Origin of the sequence: Clostridioides sp. ES-S-0190-01, from assembly GCF_020658275.1 — a bacterium.
Classification (GTDB): domain Bacteria; phylum Bacillota; class Clostridia; order Peptostreptococcales; family Peptostreptococcaceae; genus Clostridioides.
On record NZ_JACVWA010000027.1, the window covers coordinates 52,599 to 70,061 of the forward strand.

Below are 17,463 nucleotides of genomic sequence, written 5' to 3' on the forward strand. Positions count from 1 at the left end.
TATGAAGTATATTGCAAGTTTTAGTGGAGGAAAAGATTCAGCTGCAATGCTTCTTTTAATATTAGAAAAAGGACTTCCATTAAACGAGATTATTTTCATAGATACAGGACTAGAATTTAAAGAAATTTATGATATAATAGATGATTTTGAGAAAAGAATAAACTTTAAAATAACAAGAATTAAAGCAGAAAAAACCTTTGAAGAATACTTTTATACTGTAAATGGAAAAGGCAAACATAAAGGGCAAATATGGGGTTTTCCGTATACTCTAGGGGCATGGTGTAATAGCAGATTAAAGCTTGCTCCTGCTAATAAATATTTCAATTCGGTTGGAGAACATAAAAGGTACATTGGAATTGCCTTTGATGAACCAAGCAGGTATAAAAGACTAGAGAATAATTGTATAGCACCTCTTTATGAAGAAAAAATGACCGAAAGTGATTGTTTGAAGTATTTAGAAGAAAAAGGTTTTTGCTATGAAATACATCATAGATTTAAGCGAACAGGTTGTTACTTATGTCCTAAACAAAGCTTAGAGAGTCTTAAAACACTAAGAAAATACTATCCTATTTTGTGGCAAAAGATGCTTAAGTTGGATAGAGATAGTCCTGTACCTTTTAGAGCTAATGGGGTCACAGTACATGACCTAGAAAGAAGATTTAGTAATGAAGATATAGAAAATGAAAGACAAATAAGTTTCTTTCAAACAGAGAAGGTGCTCATATGACTAATAAAGAAATGTGCGAGTCAAAGAATCTTGATGAAAGAGAAGTGTATAAGGAATTTGGGAAAGAGATTTGTAAAAGTTGCAAAAACAATAATAGAGATTGTAAAAGTGAAGATTGTGATACAGCACATAAAATATGGTTGAAGAAGGAAGCAGAAAATTATTTATAAAATTTGGAGGGAATAAAATGTTATTAGTTGAGAATAAAAATGATAGGTCCATTCTTGCAAAAGAATCGCTTGAAAGATTAGGGGCTAAAAATGTGAAAATATATAATATGGATACTGGGAGCAATGTTATATATTCAGTTGAAAATGGAAAAGAGCATCTAACTATATCAAATGAAAAAAGATTTCCTAATTGGAATGAAATTAAGTATGTTAGATATAAATTAATGAAACCAAATAAGACTATAGTACAGATATTACCACCAAAAGAAGAATATATAAATTTACATGAAAATTGCTTTCATCTTTGGGAAATAGAGGATAATGCAGTTCCAACTAAATAATTGTAAAATAAATAGTCAAGGTAAGTTTGTGAATGAAACTAAAAGTCTATAGACTTACTTTGACTTATAAAGAGGTGATTGTATGATTACTACTCAAATATATAAGATAAATAATGAGATATATCTAAATAATCTATGTTTGGAAGAAAATAAGGAAGTGACTATGTGGGTAGAAAAGAAGAATACACATAAACTTATATATTTAAAAATAGCAAATGTAAATGGCAAATTAGCTATATTTGTACAAGATATTGAAGATGCTATAGTAAACGAATGGCAAGGTCAAATAGCATATAAAAAAGTTATATCTCAAATAGAATGTGAACAAGTTGAAAAAGGTGAAATAGACTAAAACTTTTAAAGGGTGTGAGCTTATGATACATGAATTAAAAATACTACCTCAATATTTTAAAGAAGTTGTAAATGGGAGAGAAATTTTTGAGGTTAGGAAGAAAGATAGAAATTTTAAAAAAGGTGACTTGTTGATATTGCAAGAGTTTGATGGAGAAAAATATACAGGTCTTGAGATAGAAAAAGAAATTGCTTATGTACTTGATGACAGTAAGTATCTACAAGATGAATATGTAGTTTTGGGTATGGGATTTATAGGAGGGATAGATTTGAATAATATATATTGTGAAAATTCTAAGTGTAAAAATTACTTTGAAGATATGTGTATGCTTGAAAGAATTGAAATTAATAACTTAAAAGAGTGTGAGAATTATATTGAAGGTAAAAATGAGCTATATGAATTAGAAAACGGATATACTGTACATCCTAAAGATTTAAAAATAGCTTTTGCAAAAGATGAAAATTATTCTGTTAGAGTTACTCATATTCCAACTGGCATTACAACAAGATGTTGTTCTGAAAATAGTATTTTAAAAAATAAGAATAAGTGTTTGGAGATTTTAGAAAAAGAACTAATAAAAATAAACTCTCACTTAGAACTATAAGATTTATGCTAAATAGGAAGTGATTCTATGAAACGAAGAAGATGCAGTTGGTGTGGAAAATTATTTTATATTAAGGAAAAATCTAAGGATATTTATTGTTGTAAGGAATGTAGAAAGAAGGCTAAGAAGGTGAAAAAATGAAAGTTTTTCTTGTAATAGATGGAGAGCCAGTTGGGAAAGAAAGACCAAGAATGAATACTTACGCTAAAAGAACATATACACCTAATAAAACTAGAGATTATGAGGACCTAATAAAATGGCTATATCAATCTAAAGTCAAACATTGCTTTGATGGATACATAAAAATGACTTTAAGATGCTATTATTCTATAGCTAAAAGTAATAGTAAAAAAGTTAAAGAGCAGAAAAGAAATAATGTGTTAAGACCTAGTAAGAAACCCGATATTGATAATGTTATCAAAGTGGTAGCTGATTCACTTAATGAGATAGCTTATAAGGATGATACACAGATAGTTGAGGTTGTAGCTAGTAAATATTATAGTGATAAGCCGAGGATTGAAGTTGTATTGGAAGATGCTATTTAACCAATGGAAAAATCTGTTTGTTAGATTAGGTACTCAATTTTTCATAAAAATGTGAAAAAGCTAAACAAAGAATATATCAAATGATAAAGGAGAGATAGACCATGAATAAAAACATAAATAAAGAAATAACAGTACTTGGAACTTTAGAAGTTGAGGGAATGAAATTTCATGATATTGAGGGTGGGTTTGGAAAAGGCAAGAAAGCAATGTTAGTAAAGGATATAGCTGAGATACATAATAGAGAACTTAAACATGTAAATGAACTAATTAATAGTAATATAAAGAGATTTAAAACAAATGTAGATATTATAGATTTAAAAGTGAGTCGTTCTGAACGACTAGGTGATTTAAAGGCTAATCCTTCAAAAGGATTAGGTTATGAAGATGTTGGATATAGTAAACAATCTTTTAATCAGTCAAGAAATATTTATTTGTTATCTGAGAGAGGTTATTCAAAGCTACTTAAAATACTGGAAGATGATAAGGCTTGGGAACAATACGAGAAAATAGTTGATGGATATTTCTCTATGAGAAAAGAATTAAATAATCCTCTTTTAAGTGCATCAAAGGAGTTACAAGCTATATTTATGCTAGATAAGAAACAAGAAGTCTTAGAAACTAAAATAGAGAGTGTTAATGAGAAGTTAGAAAACTTTATGGATGATGCTCCGTTATTCAATATAGAGTGTGAGAGTATTGTTAAAGAAGTTAAGAGAATAGCAACAAAATCACTAGGAGGACATGGTAGTAGGGCTTATAAAAATAAATCTCTAAGAGGTAAAGTTTATAGTGATATATATCATCAAATTAAACGAGAATTTGGAGTAGAAAGTTACAAGGCTATAAAGCGTTGTCAGTTAGATAAAGTACTGGAAATAGTAGATAATTATAAGCTACCTACAGTTCTTGAAGAAGAAATAAGATTATTAAATAGTCAATTATCAATAGTAAGTTAAGACAGGGAAGACTTTCCCTCTTTAAAGGGGAAAACCTTCAATAGGTTAATTAAAAAGAAAAGGAGTGCTTTCACACTCCACTTGTCAAAAATATAAAACTTTTATATACAAATATTATTATAACATAAATAATTGATAGGAGTGTGGAAGTATGAATAAAAAGACACTATTCCAAGAGGTTGAGGGAAGATTATATAACTATAAAAAATTAGAAAGTCAAATAAGAATAAAAGATATATATATTAAAAAGTTAGAAAACGAGTTTTGCGGATGTAAGGCTCAAAGTTATGAAGAAAAAACAGGACCTACTTATAATATAAGTTCAAGTGTGGAAAATGAAGTTATTAAAAGAGAAGAGGATTTAAATAGATTAAAAGAAGATAAGAAAACACTAGAGATTGAAAAAGAAACTATAGAATGTGCATTAACAAGTTTAAATAGCTTTGAAACAGAGTTCTTCAATGAAATGTACATGAACAATGAAAAAATTAACATGGATTATATGTCTAATGCTATGCACATAGATAGAAGTCATTGCTTTAGAATAAGAAAAAGAATAGTTTGCAAAATCATGGATATGTTATATCCGAAAATAAAAGAGTTTGAATTGCCCATTTTTTCATGGAAAGCTTAAAAATGAGACTATTTTGAGACTTTTTGGAGACTATCGTGAGACTTTTTATTGGCAAAAACGTGAGATAATAATATTGTGGAAATAAAGATTTCCCTCTCAAAACTTAATATATATTAGGCTAGGGTCAAGGGATTGCCCTAGCTTATATGAACAGACTAGGCAGGGCATGAGGATGTTGTTAGTTCAATTCTAACTATGTTCAAATATTAATCTAACGGATACACTAAAAAGTAGAGAAATTGAGGGCAAAATTTTATATTTTGTATCTTAATTCAGAGGTCTAAAAATCGTGTGGGGCTTGGTAACCTCACTCAACATAGCAGTATAGCTCAGATGGTTAGAGCATTCGATTTATACTCGAAAGGTCGTAGGTTCGATTCCTATTACTGTTACCAAAAAGTATATACCTCCCCCATAAAAAGACTAAGTTTGGGTAAGCTTAGTCTTTTATGAAGTATAAGAGAGGTAGTAGTGATTTAAGAGAAAAGATAAGAATTATGTTTTAAAATAAGAAAAAATATATTATTTAGTAAAAAAAAGGAAAAATACTATGAAAGTAGAATCTATATAAAGTATAAATATAATTATATAGAGGAGCTGATTTATTGAAAAAGCAAATTTACTCAATGGTATTCTTACTTAGTATGGCAATATTGCTTATAGGTGTATTTGTTATAGATAAAATGTTTTTTTTACTTCTATTATTTATGATATTTGTCGGAATTAGAGTATATAACATAGGAGTTGTAAGGATAAATGATTTTTTAATTGAAAAAAAATGTAAGCTTTGCCAATCTATTTCTTTTAAAATGTATGTCAGACTTTTATTGAGAAATAACTTTAAAAACAATAAGCCTTCAAGACGTATACGTAAAGAAATTGTTTCAAAGGGATTAGATTCTTTTGAGCAGTATTTAAAAAGATGCGAACATGAAATACTAACAACCACGACAAATGGAATAATGGAACAACTACTTTATAAAATGGAGAAAAAGAAAATTATAAAGGTGGAGATAATTGAGAACAGCAAAAAAGAAATATATCAAATTACTGCAAAATTATTCTTGATGGGATTATGCACAACTATAATAAATATTATAAATAAGGAATATTGGAAATATGTTTTTAGAAAGGAAACAATCAATGAATATAGATTAATAATAGTAAAAAATAATCAAATGGATGTATCAGATATGAAGTACAAATATGAGTTATTTTATACTAGTCACAAAGGAAAACTTTCAAAAGAAGAAAAAATTAAACGAGTAAATATTCTTAGAATAAAAAGAGAAGAAATTCAAATGAATAGAAGTTTAATAGATAATAATGAAGAGAGGGCATTAGCAACAGTTATGCTTACATTACTTCTTGTTGTTATGAATATAGGTACTTTTTTTATAAATTTTACTCAATGGAACGGTTCTGATAAAGTTGAAAATAAATTTACAGGGTCTTTAGTTGATAAAAGTTATATTATAAACTCTTTAGTTGAGATTATAGGAATTGCTATGCTTATATTTGCATATATGGCAATTAAAGAGCTTTCAAAAACTAATAAAAAAGAGAAAAAAATGAAAAAAATAATAATAAAAGAAAAACAAAATATAAATATCATAAGTGTATTAGAAAATGTATATATAGATTTATTATTGGAAGAAGATAATTATAATATATAATAGCAGAGACCCTAAAAAGAGGGTCTTTTTATTTTAAGTAAATATTTAGAATTATTTTGTAGTTGTCGAACGATTGTTGAAGGATATTGACCTTTGAAGTTGAATTTTATACTTTGGAGGGGATGAGGATGATAGGGAATAAAGAAAAAGATTTTGAAAAAGTAAAAATACATATGGGGTATTGTATATTCATTTTGGTATTATTGGTAGTAGTTTTGTTTACAATGATAGGTCATGATAATAAAGAATTAGCTTCTCAAGTGGCATTTGGAGCAACTTTATCAGGAATAATATTATCAATTCTAGCGATTATACTAACTTTAATAGGAGAGACTAAGTCAGATAACACTAAAGATAATCTTTTAAATATATCTAAAAAATTAGAAGATATAGTTGGAAATGTTGAAGGTGCAACTAATAAATTGGAAAATATAAGTTCTAAGAATGAAGAATTCCAAAGTAAAATTATGAGTAGTGTTTCAGGGCCTATTCAGATAGAAAAAATAAAGGACTGTGAATCTAAAGAAAACAATTACAATTATAAATACATGTTTGAAACATATATAAAAATTTGTGAAAGTTTATGCTATAGATACTCTGAAATTAAAAAAATCTATATTAATGTATTTTATTTTGTATTAATCTCATTTGAAAAAATAAATAAAGTAACAACTAAGGAATTTAACAAATTTGTTGAGAGTTTAGAGGTTTATGATTTTGAAGAATGTGATGAATTGGTAACATGGCATATAATGTTAGTTTTTATTTATGGAATACAAAGAGATGAGGTATTCATGGAATATATTAAGAAAACAATGATAGATGATTATTTTGAAATAAAAGGAAAAATAGATATAATGTTTGATTAATTATTAGTAGTATAAAAAATGAGGAGGTGATGTTGCTAAATATGAATACAGAATAAAAGAAGAAGGATTAATTAAGATTGAAATATGGGTAAGAGATTGCTTGACAAATGAATTAAAAAGGCTAGTAAAATTAAATTCTAAGCAATAGTAGATATTGCTTGACTTTACTATAGTCATATAGCACTATGATATTATTAGGAAGGAAGTGATTATATTATGGCGAAAGTTTTTACTCCTGAAAACGAAAAAATTATTAGGGTAAAGGCATCTGAATTGCATGCACATGGAAATGCAGAGTATGTTGTATCTATTGGGACAGAAATATGGGAAGATGCTCCTCATAGAGTTTTAAAAGTACAAATGTCTTATGGTGGAAAAATATCTGGACGTAGAAGTCCATCATATCCAATAGGGACAGATGACTACAAGAGAGTTATACAAGCAATGGAAAAGTTAATGGCAGAAGAAGATGAAGAATAACTCTAATAGTAGATTTCAAAAATTGATTAAAGTTATATAAAAGAACTCCAAATGAGTTCTTTTTTTATACCCAAAACGACAAACGAACGAGGTGGTGATGTGCAAAATGTCAAAGAAAAGGTAAAACAAGATTACCTAAAAGGTATGAAACAAAAGGAAATATCAGCAAAATATGATATTAGTTTAAATACTTTAAAGTCATGGATTAAGAGATACAATTGGTCTAGTGAAAAAAAGAAGAGTGCACCTAAAAATAAAAGGGGTGCACCCATAGGTAATAAAAATGCCACTGGTCCACCTGGCAATAAAAATGCTGAAAAATTCGGTTTCTTCTCAAAATACTTACCCGAAGAAACTCAAGACCTAATTAATGAGATAAAGAATAAAGATAAATTCGATATTCTTTGGGAACAGATAACCATTCAATATGCAGCAATAATAAGAGCACAAAAGATAATGTATGTTAAAGATAAAGAAGAAATGATTAAGGAATTAAAGAAACATGAAAGTACAGAAAATGGTGAGAAGATAGAGTATGAATTTCAATTTGCATGGGATAGGCAAGCATCTTTTCTTAATGCACAGAGTAGGGCTATGAGTGAGTTAAGGAGCCTTATAAAGCAGTATGATGAAATGATTCATAAGGATTGGAATTTGGCTACAGAGGAGCAGAAAAATAGAGTTGAGAAGTTAAAATGTGAAGTAAGAGAACTTAATAGAACTGATGACGAAAATGATGAATTAAAAATAGTAATAGATTATGGTGATTCTAATGATAACTAGAGTACAATTTAATCCATCTTTTAGAGAAGCTAACTTTACTAAAAAAAGATACAGAGCAATGAAAGGTTCAGCAGGTAGTGGAAAATCTGTTAATGTAGCACAGGATTATATACTAAAGTTAGGAGATAAAAAGTACCAAGGAGCTAACTTATTAGTAGTTAGAAAATCAGAAGCTACACACAAATATTCAACATATGCAGAACTTACAGGAGCTATAAATCGTATTTATGGTAAACAAGCTGATAAGTATTGGAAAACAACTTTAAATCCTTTAGAAATCAAAAGTAAGGTTACTGGTAATTCTATAATTTTCAGAGGAGTTAATGATGCAAAACAGAGAGAAAAATTAAAGTCAATCAACTTCTCAAAAGGTAAGTTAACATGGGTTTGGTGTGAAGAAGCTACAGAACTTATGGAAAGTGACATAGACATACTAGACGACCGCTTAAGAGGTATTTTAACTAATCCTAATTTGTATTATCAAATGACATTTACATTCAATCCAGTTTCAGCCACTCATTGGATAAAAAGAAAATATTTTGATTATAAAAATGATGATATATTCACTCATCATAGTACTTATCTACAAAATAGATTCATTGATGAAGCTTACTATAGAAGAATGCAAATGAGAAAAGAGCAAGACCCCGAAGGTTATAGAGTATATGGACTTGGAGAATGGGGAGAAACTGGTGGAGCAATACTTAAAAATTATGTTATACATGAATTTCCTACAGAATTTGAATACTTTGATAATATGAGGTTATCACAAGACTTTGGATTTAACCATGCAAATGTAGTACTTAGAATCGGATTTAAGGATGGAGAGTTATATATATGCAATGAAATATATGTACATGAAATGGATACATCGGAAATAATAAGAATTGCAAATAGTAAAGGTTTAGAAAAGAATCTATTTATGTACTGTGATAGTGCTGAACCAGACAGAATTAAGATGTGGAAAAGTGCAGGATATAAAGCCAAAGGAGTTAAAAAAGGACCTGGAAGTGTTAAAGCTCAAATAGATTATTTAAAACAGTTAAGAATACATGTACATCCTAGTTGCACCAATACAATAAAAGAAATTCAACAATGGAAATGGAAACAAGATGAAAGAACAGGGTTATATCTTGATGAACCAGTTGAATTTATGGATGATGCAATGGCAGCTCTTAGATATTCTATAGATAATAAACTTAAAAATAATGGAATAAGCTTCTTGAAGTAAAGGAGGTGTTGAATATTTATATAAGTGAAGCAGATTTGATAAAAGCTCAACTTAAAAAAGAGAGTACTTTTAACTTAATTAATGTTATAGAGCACTACATCTTAAAACATAGACCGGAGCAGTACAAAGAAGGAGAAGAATATTATTATGGAAGAGCAAAGATAAAGAACAAAAGAAGATACTATCTTTTAGATGGTTCTAAGGTCGAGGATTTCACTAAGGTTAATAATAAAGCAGTTAATAACTATCATAAGTTTTTAGTTGACCAAAAAGTGGGTTATAGTGTTGGGAATCCTATTGTATTTAATGCAGATGATGACAATCTCACTAAGCTTTTAAATGAATTATTAGGGGAAGAATTTGACGATACAATAACAGAACTATACCTTAATGCTAGTAATAAAGGTATTGAATGGTTACATCCATATATTGACAGAAAGGGTGAGTTTAAATATGTAATAATACCTGCTGAGGAAGCTATTCCTATTTGGGATAGTAAAAGACAGAGGGAATTAGTTGCATTTATTAGGTTTTACTACATTGAAGATATAGATGGTAACAAGATAAAAAGAGTTGAGTACTATACAGAAAATGACGTAACTTACTTTATTGAAAGAGGGAATAGTTTTGTTCAAGAGCTTTTGTATGATGAATTTGGGAAATTAACAGAGATACAAGAAGGACATTTCAAAGTAAATAATAAAGAGCAAGGATGGGGCAAAGTACCTTTTATACCTTTTAAAAACAATGAAAAGTGTGTCTCAGATTTAACTTTCTATAAATCATTAATAGATATATATGACAATAATATTTCTACACTAGCAGATAACTTAGATGAAATACAAGAGGTTATTTATGTATTAAAAGAATATCCAGGAACAAGTCTACAAGAGTTTATAGATAATATAAGATACTATAAATCAATTAAAGTAGATGGTGGAGGAGGAGTTGACAAGCTAGAGATAAGTATACCTATTGAAGCTAAAAAGGAGCTTCTTGACAGATTAGAAAAGAATATAATTATTTTTGGTCAAGGAGTTAATCCCGAGTCTCAAAACACAGGTGACAAATCGGGTGTAGCACTTAAATTTTTATATTCACTACTTGATTTAAAATGTTCCAAGACTGAAAAGAAGTTTAAAAAAGCAATTAGAGAATTTTTGTGGTTTGTATGTGAGTATTTAAAGATAAGTAGTAGTAAGAGCTATGATTATAAGTCAGTTCAAATAACATTTAATCATTCTATGATAATAAATGAATCTGAAAAAATAGACATGGCTTCTAAATCAACTGGAATTATATCAGATGAAACTATTGTTAGTAATCATCCTTGGGTTGAAGATGTAAACGACGAACTCGAGAGACTTAAAAAACAGGAAGAGACTCAAAAAGAATATGATGATTTAATTCCTAATAATGAAGATGGTGTTATAGATGAAACATAAAGATTATTGGAGGAAGAGATTTGAACAATTAGAAGAAGCTCAGAATAATAAAAGTGTAAAATACTATCTTGAATTAGAAAAACAATATAAACTAGCTATGACTAGTATAGAAAAAGATATACTTGTATGGTACAATAGATTTGCTCAAAATGAGGGGATTTCTTTATTAGAAGTTAAGAAACTGTTAAATAAAAGAGAACTAGAAGAGTTTAAATGGAGTGTTGAAGAATATATTAAGTATGGTAAAGAAAATGCTATAAATCAAAAGTGGATGAAAGAGTTAGAGAATGCTAGTGCAAGGGTTCATATAACGAGGCTTGAAGCTTTAAAACTACAAATACAACAACAAGTAGAAGTGCTTTATGGAAATGAACTTGATAGCATTGATAGGTTAATGAGAGATATTTATACAAGTGAATATTATCACACAGCTTTTAATGTTCAACAAGGAATAAATGTTGGTTGGAGCTTAATGTCTTTAGATACTAATAAAATAAATAAAGTTATTTCTAAGCCATGGACCAGTGATGGGTTAAATTTCTCAGAAAGAATTTGGGGTAAGCATAGGTCTGCTTTAATCAATGAGTTACACACTAAATTAACTCAATCAATTATTAGAGGTGAAAATCCTAAAAATCTAGTAAATGACTTTGCTAAGATGTTTAATGTATCTAAATCCCAAGCTAAGAATTTAATAATGACTGAATCAGCTTTTTTTGCATCAGCTTCAAGAAAAGATTGTTTTAATGACTTAGATGTAGAGAAATATGAGATAGTTGCTACACTAGATTTAAGAACTTCAAATATATGTAGAGAATTAGATGGTAAAATATTTAATATGAAAGATTATCAAGTTGGAGTTACAGCTCCGCCGTTTCATTGTCATTGTAGGACAACAACAGCTCCATTTTTTAGTGATGAAGAAGGTTATAGAGCAGCAAGAGGAGAAGATGGTAAAACTTATTATGTTCCATCAGATATGAAGTACAAAGAATGGTATAAGAAACATATTGAGGATAGACTTGGAAAAGAAAAAGCTGATACTCTTAGAAAAATGCAACTAAATGAGAGTAAAGATAGAAAACAGTTTAAGGAATATAAAAAAGTATTAGGAAATGAAATACCTTCTAAATTTGATGAATACCAACATATGAAGTATAATGATAATATAAGGTATGAGGAAGCTAAAAAGCTTTATAAAGATGTAAATTGGCAAGTTAAGAATCAGAGAAATTTAACTAGTGGAAGTGTTCATTCAGTGCCATTTGAATCAAAACCAAATAGTGTATTTGATAATTACAAAGATGGTAAATTAATTCAAAGAAGATACTATGGTAATACAGGAAAACCTAGATTAGATTTAGATTTAACTGACCATAGAAACCCAAAGCAACACAAAATTGTACCTCATAAACATGATTGGTTAGCTGATGAAAATAACCATGATAAGGTAAAAAGAGAGAAGGATATGGAGCTTACAAAGGCTCATAAAATAGCTAACAAAGATATTTTGAAAGGAGAATAAAATGGATAATAAATTTAAGAATTTACAACATTTAATTAATTCTATTGATTTAGGATTAGATATAGAATTCGATTTATATAGTAAACCATATAATATATCTATTGGAGATGATGATACAAGATTTATTACCATTTGTCCTGATGGAGATACAAAGTATTATAAAGATGGTAAGGATATGGTTGATAATTACAACATTGATGGTAAATTACTAAAGGATTTATGGAAAGATATACAAATAGTAAATATGTAAAAGCACTTACTTAAATGGTAAATTAGTAGGTGCTTTTATTATGTGAAAATTTATTGAGAGGGTGATAAATAATATGTCTAAATTTAAAAGGAAATCCGAGGAAGTAGAAGCCTTCAAATGGATATTAGGAAGTACAAACACTCCCAGATGGTTTTATCAAGCTTTTGAAAAAGGAACTATATGGCTTGATGAATCTTTAAATTCTATGAATCGTAAAGGTGAAGTAAAGAAAACTATCTGTATAAAATATAGAAATGGAGTTATTAGGGCAACTAATGGAGATTTTATTATAAAAGATAGTGAAGGCAAAATTTATTCTTGTACGTGTGGTGAATTTGAAAAGTATTATGAGGATTTAGAGGATGAAAAACTAAGATTAATGACAAAAATTCATAATGAAGAATTTGAATATTTGAGAAGAATACCATTAAAGAACGCAAAATTTACATTTGAACTTATAGGAATTAAGGAGGATGAATAAATGCTTTATCTGTTGTTGCAAATAATAAGTATATGTTTAAGTATTACAGTATTTATGTATGTTACAGGCAATATAGTCTTTAAAATCTATCTTAAAAGTTTAAGAAAAGAATATGAGTCTAATATAAATAAAATTTCTGATGAAATTTTAAAGAGAGTAAGAGAAGAGCTAAATAAATCATTAGATGAAAGTCTTTAAGAAGTTTTTTATTTTGCAAGAAATAGAAGGAGGGTGTATTATTGAAAGAATATATGATTTGGTTTAAAAGTGGTAATAGCATATCTGGAATAGTAGATGAAGATGTTGCTGATAAGTTAATGCAAGATTTTATTGAAGCTGACTCAGGTAGGGATTTGAAAGGGTATTTAGATGAAGATGGAACAACAATAATAGATTTATCACAAATAGAAGCTATATCAATAAATAATTGTGATGAGAATAATAATATTGGTTTTAGTAAGTCCTAGATAGGGCTTTTTTATTTTGTAAAAAATGAAAGGAGATATTAAAAATGGATTGGTTAAAAGAATTACTAGAAGGAATAAAAATAGAGGATAACAAAATTGATATAGCTTCTCTTCAAAAGTCTATAGAAAAGAAAATAAAAGAGACTACAGTTACTCAAGAAGATTATACAAATCTTGAAACACAATTAAATACAGCTAATGAAACTATTAAAAAGTTTGAAGGAGGTATGACAAAAGAAGATGTAGATAACTTAAAAACAACTTATGAAACTGATAAGAAAACTTTAGAAGAAACTTACAAAAAAGAAATTGAAGAAAAAGACTTTAATTATTGGTTAGGTGATGCTTTTAAATCTGTTAAATGTAGAGATGAAATAGCATTAAAAGCTCATTTAGACATGGAAGCACTAAGAAATAGTAAGGATAGACAAAAGGCTTTTGAAGAACAGATAAATCCTTTGAAACAAGATAAAGATTATTTATTTAATGCAACACTAGAAGGTGAAGAACCTAAAACAGATACTATAACACCAGGAGATGCGCAATTAAAATCAACTGGATTTAAATTTAACTTCAATGGTGTAAAACCACATGAAAATAATAAACAATAACTAGGAGGAATAAGAATATGGCACAACCATTAGAATACGCAAAGGAATACTCACAAGCTCTAGCACAGGCTTATCCATATGTACTACATTTTGGAGAATTATATGCTACAGAAAATAATGGTAGATACAGATGGACTGGTTCTAAAACAATAGAAATACCAACTATAAGCACGACTGGGAGAGTTGATTCAAACAGAGATACAATAACAGCAGCTCAAAGAAATTATGACAATGCCTGGGAACCTAAAGTACTAACGAATCAAAGAAAATGGTCAACATTAGTTCATCCAGCAGATATTGACCAAACTAATTATGTAGCTTCAATAGGTAATATAACTCAAGTATACAATGAAGAACAAAAATTCCCTGAGATGGATGCTTACTGCATATCTAAAATATATGCAGACTGGACAGCTCTAGGTAACACAGCAGAGACAACCTCTCTTACAACAGCAAATATCTTAGAGGTTTTTGATAAGTTAATGGAAAAAATGACAGAAGCTAGAGTACCTGCTGTTGGAAGAATATTATATGTTACACCAGGAGTTGACACTTTAATCAAGAATGCAAAAGAGATACAAAGAACTGTAAATATAAAAGATGGAGGGACTTCTCTTAATCGTCAAACAACTGATATTGATTCAGTTAAGATAGTTAAAGTGCCATCTAATCTTATGAAAACAGTATATGACTTTACTACTGGCTGGAAAGCAGGTGCAGGAGCTAAGCAAATATTTATGTCCTTAATACATCCAAGTTCAATAATTACACCAGTTTCTTATCAATTCTCTACATTAGATGAACCAAGAGCAGTTACAGAAGGAAAATACTTGTACTTTGAAGAAAGTTTTGAGGATGTATTTATATTAAATAAAAAAGCTGATGCAATACAATTTGTTGTTGAAGCGTAGAAAAGGAGTGATATATAGTGCCACAAGTAAAAAAACTAAATAGAATACTAACTATAGAAGAATGTAGAATAGATGATTTCTTGGAGATGGGATATGACTTAATAGATGAAACTGGTAAGGCAATAAAGTATGGTAAGTCATTAAATATAAAAGATTTGGTAGCTGAAAATAATATTTTAAGAAATAAAGTAGAATCTTTAGAAGAAGAAAATAAGCAGCTTAAAGATAAAGTAAAAACTTTAGAGGAAAAAGATATCCAATCTATAGAAAAAGCAGAACCTACAGAAAAAAATAAGTCTAACAAAAAGTAGGTGTATGTTATGAAAAAAGAAGCTGATAACATGATTGACAATATAGAAAAAAGACTTGAAGGTTTTGGATATGTATTAAAAGATGGAGACAAGTGGTTAATAGATTTTGTTAAAGAAAAGATAGAGAATATCATTAAACTAGATTGTAATATAAATGTTATTCCTATTGAATTAAAAGAAATTGAAGTAGATATGATAGTTGGAGAATTTCTATTTACTAAGAAGAATATGGGGCAACTAGATATAGAAAACCTTAATTTTGAAGCTGTAGAAAAGTCTATAGAAGAAGGTGATACAAAGGTAGATTTTGCTATAGGGAGTGGCTCACAAACACCCGAACAACGATTTGACAGTCTTATAGCATACCTTACTACTTATGGTAAAGATAAAATATTAACCTTTAGGTGTTTGAGATGGTAAACAAATCAAGGAAAGCAATAGAAATGTTATATAGAGATAAATGCACTATAGTAGAATATCAATCAATTAAAGACTATATTACAAAACGAACTAACAATAAGGAAATAGTTGTATTAGAAAAACAACCATGCAAGCTTTCATATAAAAATATTACATCAGTTACAGATGGAATAGTAGCTAAACTAGAGCAAGTTATTAAACTCTTTATATCTCCAAATATAAGCATTAAAGCAGGTTCTAAGCTTATTATAACTAATCAAAATAATGTTACAAAAGAGTATGTAAGAAGTGGTGAATCTGCGATATATCCAAATCATCAAGAGGTAATATTGGAAATGTTTAAGGATAAAGCATAATGGCTAGATGGGGTAGTGTTGATTTTAGAGAGTTTAAAAGAGCTTGTAAAAGGATGGAGAAATTTACAAAGATTGATTTAGATAAATTTTGTAAAGATGCAGCAAGAGAATTAGCAGCAAGGTTACTAGGAAAAGTAATTAGAAGAACACCAGTTGATACAGGATTTCTAAGAGAAGGCTGGAGTGGAGTAGCTTATGCGAGGTCACTTCCTGTATTTAAGCAAGGCAATAATTATATTATAGAAGTTGTTAATCCAACTGAATATGCCTTAACACAATGGGGCATATAAAACCCAGCAAAATCGGTAAACGCTAAGTGTAATAGTGTTACATTATAAAGTAGGTAGAATATGGACATAGAATAACTCTTGATTTATAATGTATAAAAGAGGTGATTTTATGGCAAAATTTTTAGATATTACAGGAAAAAAATTTGGAAGGCTAAGAGTCATTAAATTTTCTAAAGAGATAAAAAGCGGTAAAAGAAATAGAAAATATTGGTTATGTAAGTGTGATTGTGGAAATTTCAAAGAAATAAGAACTGACTCTTTAACTAGTGGCTTAGTACAATCTTGTGGATGTTTAAAAAAAGAACAAGATAAATTAAATTTAACAGACAAATACCAATTTAAAAAGAAATATAAGGTTCAAAATAAAAGACTTTACAGTATATGGAAGGGTATAATATCTAGATGTACAGATAAAAATAATAAAAGATACAATAGATATGGTGAAAGGAATATAATTGTGTGTGATGAATGGTTTTGCTATGATAATTTTGCAAATTGGGCATTGAGTAATGGATATTCAGAGAAACTTACAATTGATAGAATAAATAATGAAGGAAATTATGAATCAAGCAATTGTAGATGGGTGGATATAAAGACACAATGTAGAAATAGGTCAACAAATATATTAGTAAAGCATGAAGAAAAAGAAATTACATTGATAGAGCTTTCTGAAAAAACAGGTATTTCATACTCTTGCTTAAGAAGTAGATATTCTAAGGGATTAGTAGGAAATAAGCTTATAGAAAAAGTTAAGATTATTGAAGAAAGCAGAGCTAAGTTATCTATTGAGGATGTAAAAGAAATTAGAAAAAAGTATTCTGATGGATATACAATAAAACAACTAAGTGAAATATATCCTGTAACATATTCATCTATATCAAATATAGTCCATAGAAGAACATGGAAAAATATTTAATTAATTATATATGCCAATACCGAGGAAAACCTATAGATTGCGAATAGGCTATAGGTTTCCGTAGAGCGTAGAGAGTGAATAAATATAATCTCTCCAAGAGTGCTGGGCAACT

Annotated in this window: 26 protein-coding genes and 1 tRNA gene; all 27 read left to right on the forward strand. The window is 28.6% G+C overall.

All coding sequences use genetic code 11. The features are described from left to right. The first annotated feature begins 1 nt into the window (after position 1). The 27 genes from IC214_RS10215 (at position 2) to IC214_RS10345 (ending at position 17,351) form a co-directional block, all read left to right on the forward strand. Complete coding sequence (locus IC214_RS10215) at positions 2 to 727, forward strand: phosphoadenosine phosphosulfate reductase family protein (RefSeq protein ID WP_227866609.1); 726 nt, start codon at positions 2 to 4, stop codon at positions 725 to 727. Beyond that, positions 724 to 897 carry a hypothetical protein gene (locus tag IC214_RS10220; protein ID WP_227866610.1) on the forward strand — a complete coding sequence of 58 codons (174 nt, stop codon included), beginning with the start codon at positions 724 to 726 and terminating at the stop codon, positions 895 to 897. Before IC214_RS10215 ends, IC214_RS10220 begins: the two co-directional genes overlap by 4 nt. Positions 898 to 914: 17 nt before the next feature. Continuing rightward, on the forward strand, positions 915 to 1,238 hold the full coding sequence (locus IC214_RS10225) for a DUF1827 family protein (protein ID WP_227834398.1): 324 nt from the start codon (positions 915 to 917) through the stop codon (positions 1,236 to 1,238). A gap of 82 nt (positions 1,239 to 1,320) precedes the next feature. After that, the gene (locus IC214_RS10230; protein WP_227866611.1) at positions 1,321 to 1,590 is read left to right on the forward strand and encodes a hypothetical protein; all 270 of its coding nucleotides are present in this window, start codon (positions 1,321 to 1,323) and stop codon (positions 1,588 to 1,590) included. A gap of 22 nt (positions 1,591 to 1,612) precedes the next feature. Beyond that, complete coding sequence (locus IC214_RS10235; protein WP_227866612.1) at positions 1,613 to 2,194, forward strand: DUF3850 domain-containing protein; 582 nt, start codon at positions 1,613 to 1,615, stop codon at positions 2,192 to 2,194. Between the two features lie 137 nt (positions 2,195 to 2,331). Further along, positions 2,332 to 2,739, forward strand: coding sequence for a RusA family crossover junction endodeoxyribonuclease (locus tag IC214_RS10240; protein WP_227866613.1), 408 nt, complete (start codon positions 2,332 to 2,334; stop codon positions 2,737 to 2,739). A 101-nt stretch (positions 2,740 to 2,840) separates the two neighbouring features. Then, the gene (locus IC214_RS10245) at positions 2,841 to 3,695 is read left to right on the forward strand and encodes an ORF6C domain-containing protein (RefSeq protein ID WP_227866614.1); all 855 of its coding nucleotides are present in this window, start codon (positions 2,841 to 2,843) and stop codon (positions 3,693 to 3,695) included. A 151-nt stretch (positions 3,696 to 3,846) separates the two neighbouring features. Continuing rightward, complete coding sequence (locus tag IC214_RS10250) at positions 3,847 to 4,329, forward strand: hypothetical protein (protein WP_021365848.1); 483 nt, start codon at positions 3,847 to 3,849, stop codon at positions 4,327 to 4,329. A 318-nt stretch (positions 4,330 to 4,647) separates the two neighbouring features. Beyond that, positions 4,648 to 4,724: transfer RNA gene (locus tag IC214_RS10255), tRNA-Ile, on the forward strand. 210 nt (positions 4,725 to 4,934) lie between these two features. Further along, a complete protein-coding gene (locus IC214_RS10260; RefSeq protein WP_227866615.1) occupies positions 4,935 to 6,005 on the forward strand; it encodes a hypothetical protein in 1,071 nt (356 codons plus the stop codon). 128 nt (positions 6,006 to 6,133) lie between these two features. After that, positions 6,134 to 6,874 carry a hypothetical protein gene (locus IC214_RS10265; protein ID WP_227866616.1) on the forward strand — a complete coding sequence of 247 codons (741 nt, stop codon included), beginning with the start codon at positions 6,134 to 6,136 and terminating at the stop codon, positions 6,872 to 6,874. A gap of 216 nt (positions 6,875 to 7,090) precedes the next feature. Continuing rightward, positions 7,091 to 7,354, forward strand: coding sequence for a hypothetical protein (locus IC214_RS10270; RefSeq protein WP_054270442.1), 264 nt, complete (start codon positions 7,091 to 7,093; stop codon positions 7,352 to 7,354). Positions 7,355 to 7,453: 99 nt separating this feature from the next. Then, the gene (gene terS / locus IC214_RS10275; RefSeq protein ID WP_227866696.1) at positions 7,454 to 8,137 is read left to right on the forward strand and encodes a phage terminase small subunit; all 684 of its coding nucleotides are present in this window, start codon (positions 7,454 to 7,456) and stop codon (positions 8,135 to 8,137) included. Next, positions 8,127 to 9,368, forward strand: a complete 1,242-nt coding sequence (locus IC214_RS10280) for a PBSX family phage terminase large subunit (RefSeq protein WP_227866617.1) — start codon at positions 8,127 to 8,129, stop codon at positions 9,366 to 9,368. Before terS ends, IC214_RS10280 begins: the two co-directional genes overlap by 11 nt. A gap of 5 nt (positions 9,369 to 9,373) precedes the next feature. Continuing rightward, complete coding sequence (locus IC214_RS10285) at positions 9,374 to 10,813, forward strand: phage portal protein (RefSeq protein ID WP_227866618.1); 1,440 nt, start codon at positions 9,374 to 9,376, stop codon at positions 10,811 to 10,813. Continuing rightward, positions 10,803 to 12,338: a minor capsid protein gene (locus tag IC214_RS10290; protein ID WP_227866619.1), complete on the forward strand. Its 1,536-nt coding sequence runs from the start codon at positions 10,803 to 10,805 to the stop codon at positions 12,336 to 12,338. Before IC214_RS10285 ends, IC214_RS10290 begins: the two co-directional genes overlap by 11 nt. 1 nt (position 12,339) lies before the next feature. Continuing rightward, on the forward strand, positions 12,340 to 12,588 hold the full coding sequence (locus tag IC214_RS10295) for a hypothetical protein (protein ID WP_227836527.1): 249 nt from the start codon (positions 12,340 to 12,342) through the stop codon (positions 12,586 to 12,588). A 73-nt stretch (positions 12,589 to 12,661) separates the two neighbouring features. Then, positions 12,662 to 13,069, forward strand: a complete 408-nt coding sequence (locus tag IC214_RS10300) for a hypothetical protein (RefSeq protein WP_227834927.1) — start codon at positions 12,662 to 12,664, stop codon at positions 13,067 to 13,069. Further along, positions 13,070 to 13,267, forward strand: a complete 198-nt coding sequence (locus IC214_RS10305) for a hypothetical protein (RefSeq protein ID WP_227834926.1) — start codon at positions 13,070 to 13,072, stop codon at positions 13,265 to 13,267. A gap of 41 nt (positions 13,268 to 13,308) precedes the next feature. Beyond that, positions 13,309 to 13,536 (forward strand): hypothetical protein, encoded by a 228-nt coding sequence (locus tag IC214_RS10310; protein WP_227831623.1) that lies wholly within the window; start codon positions 13,309 to 13,311, stop codon positions 13,534 to 13,536. Between the two features lie 44 nt (positions 13,537 to 13,580). After that, positions 13,581 to 14,147: a phage scaffolding protein gene (locus tag IC214_RS10315; RefSeq protein ID WP_227866620.1), complete on the forward strand. Its 567-nt coding sequence runs from the start codon at positions 13,581 to 13,583 to the stop codon at positions 14,145 to 14,147. A gap of 17 nt (positions 14,148 to 14,164) precedes the next feature. Then, a complete protein-coding gene (locus tag IC214_RS10320; protein ID WP_227866621.1) occupies positions 14,165 to 15,058 on the forward strand; it encodes a capsid protein in 894 nt (297 codons plus the stop codon). Between the two features lie 17 nt (positions 15,059 to 15,075). Further along, complete coding sequence (locus IC214_RS10325; RefSeq protein WP_227866622.1) at positions 15,076 to 15,369, forward strand: hypothetical protein; 294 nt, start codon at positions 15,076 to 15,078, stop codon at positions 15,367 to 15,369. Between the two features lie 9 nt (positions 15,370 to 15,378). Continuing rightward, a complete protein-coding gene (locus tag IC214_RS10330) occupies positions 15,379 to 15,789 on the forward strand; it encodes a hypothetical protein (RefSeq protein ID WP_227831619.1) in 411 nt (136 codons plus the stop codon). After that, positions 15,783 to 16,145, forward strand: coding sequence for a hypothetical protein (locus tag IC214_RS10335; RefSeq protein ID WP_227866623.1), 363 nt, complete (start codon positions 15,783 to 15,785; stop codon positions 16,143 to 16,145). Before IC214_RS10330 ends, IC214_RS10335 begins: the two co-directional genes overlap by 7 nt. Beyond that, on the forward strand, positions 16,145 to 16,435 hold the full coding sequence (locus IC214_RS10340; protein WP_227866624.1) for an HK97 gp10 family phage protein: 291 nt from the start codon (positions 16,145 to 16,147) through the stop codon (positions 16,433 to 16,435). Before IC214_RS10335 ends, IC214_RS10340 begins: the two co-directional genes overlap by 1 nt. Positions 16,436 to 16,544: 109 nt before the next feature. Next, complete coding sequence (locus IC214_RS10345; protein WP_009888838.1) at positions 16,545 to 17,351, forward strand: hypothetical protein; 807 nt, start codon at positions 16,545 to 16,547, stop codon at positions 17,349 to 17,351. Positions 17,352 to 17,463: the final 112 nt, after the last annotated feature.

Coding starts and splice junctions, on each gene's coding strand:
- IC214_RS10215 (WP_227866609.1), top strand. CDS start 2: ATGAAGTATATTGCAAGTTTTAGTGGAGGAAAAGATTCAGCTGCAATG.
- IC214_RS10220 (WP_227866610.1), top strand. CDS start 724: ATGACTAATAAAGAAATGTGCGAGTCAAAGAATCTTGATGAAAGAGAA.
- IC214_RS10225 (WP_227834398.1), top strand. CDS start 915: ATGTTATTAGTTGAGAATAAAAATGATAGGTCCATTCTTGCAAAAGAA.
- IC214_RS10230 (WP_227866611.1), top strand. CDS start 1,321: ATGATTACTACTCAAATATATAAGATAAATAATGAGATATATCTAAAT.
- IC214_RS10235 (WP_227866612.1), top strand. CDS start 1,613: ATGATACATGAATTAAAAATACTACCTCAATATTTTAAAGAAGTTGTA.
- IC214_RS10240 (WP_227866613.1), top strand. CDS start 2,332: ATGAAAGTTTTTCTTGTAATAGATGGAGAGCCAGTTGGGAAAGAAAGA.
- IC214_RS10245 (WP_227866614.1), top strand. CDS start 2,841: ATGAATAAAAACATAAATAAAGAAATAACAGTACTTGGAACTTTAGAA.
- IC214_RS10250 (WP_021365848.1), top strand. CDS start 3,847: ATGAATAAAAAGACACTATTCCAAGAGGTTGAGGGAAGATTATATAAC.
- IC214_RS10265 (WP_227866616.1), top strand. CDS start 6,134: ATGATAGGGAATAAAGAAAAAGATTTTGAAAAAGTAAAAATACATATG.
- IC214_RS10270 (WP_054270442.1), top strand. CDS start 7,091: ATGGCGAAAGTTTTTACTCCTGAAAACGAAAAAATTATTAGGGTAAAG.
- IC214_RS10280 (WP_227866617.1), top strand. CDS start 8,127: ATGATAACTAGAGTACAATTTAATCCATCTTTTAGAGAAGCTAACTTT.
- IC214_RS10290 (WP_227866619.1), top strand. CDS start 10,803: ATGAAACATAAAGATTATTGGAGGAAGAGATTTGAACAATTAGAAGAA.
- IC214_RS10295 (WP_227836527.1), top strand. CDS start 12,340: ATGGATAATAAATTTAAGAATTTACAACATTTAATTAATTCTATTGAT.
- IC214_RS10300 (WP_227834927.1), top strand. CDS start 12,662: ATGTCTAAATTTAAAAGGAAATCCGAGGAAGTAGAAGCCTTCAAATGG.
- IC214_RS10305 (WP_227834926.1), top strand. CDS start 13,070: ATGCTTTATCTGTTGTTGCAAATAATAAGTATATGTTTAAGTATTACA.
- IC214_RS10315 (WP_227866620.1), top strand. CDS start 13,581: ATGGATTGGTTAAAAGAATTACTAGAAGGAATAAAAATAGAGGATAAC.
- IC214_RS10320 (WP_227866621.1), top strand. CDS start 14,165: ATGGCACAACCATTAGAATACGCAAAGGAATACTCACAAGCTCTAGCA.
- IC214_RS10330 (WP_227831619.1), top strand. CDS start 15,379: ATGAAAAAAGAAGCTGATAACATGATTGACAATATAGAAAAAAGACTT.
- IC214_RS10335 (WP_227866623.1), top strand. CDS start 15,783: ATGGTAAACAAATCAAGGAAAGCAATAGAAATGTTATATAGAGATAAA.
- IC214_RS10340 (WP_227866624.1), top strand. CDS start 16,145: ATGGCTAGATGGGGTAGTGTTGATTTTAGAGAGTTTAAAAGAGCTTGT.
- IC214_RS10345 (WP_009888838.1), top strand. CDS start 16,545: ATGGCAAAATTTTTAGATATTACAGGAAAAAAATTTGGAAGGCTAAGA.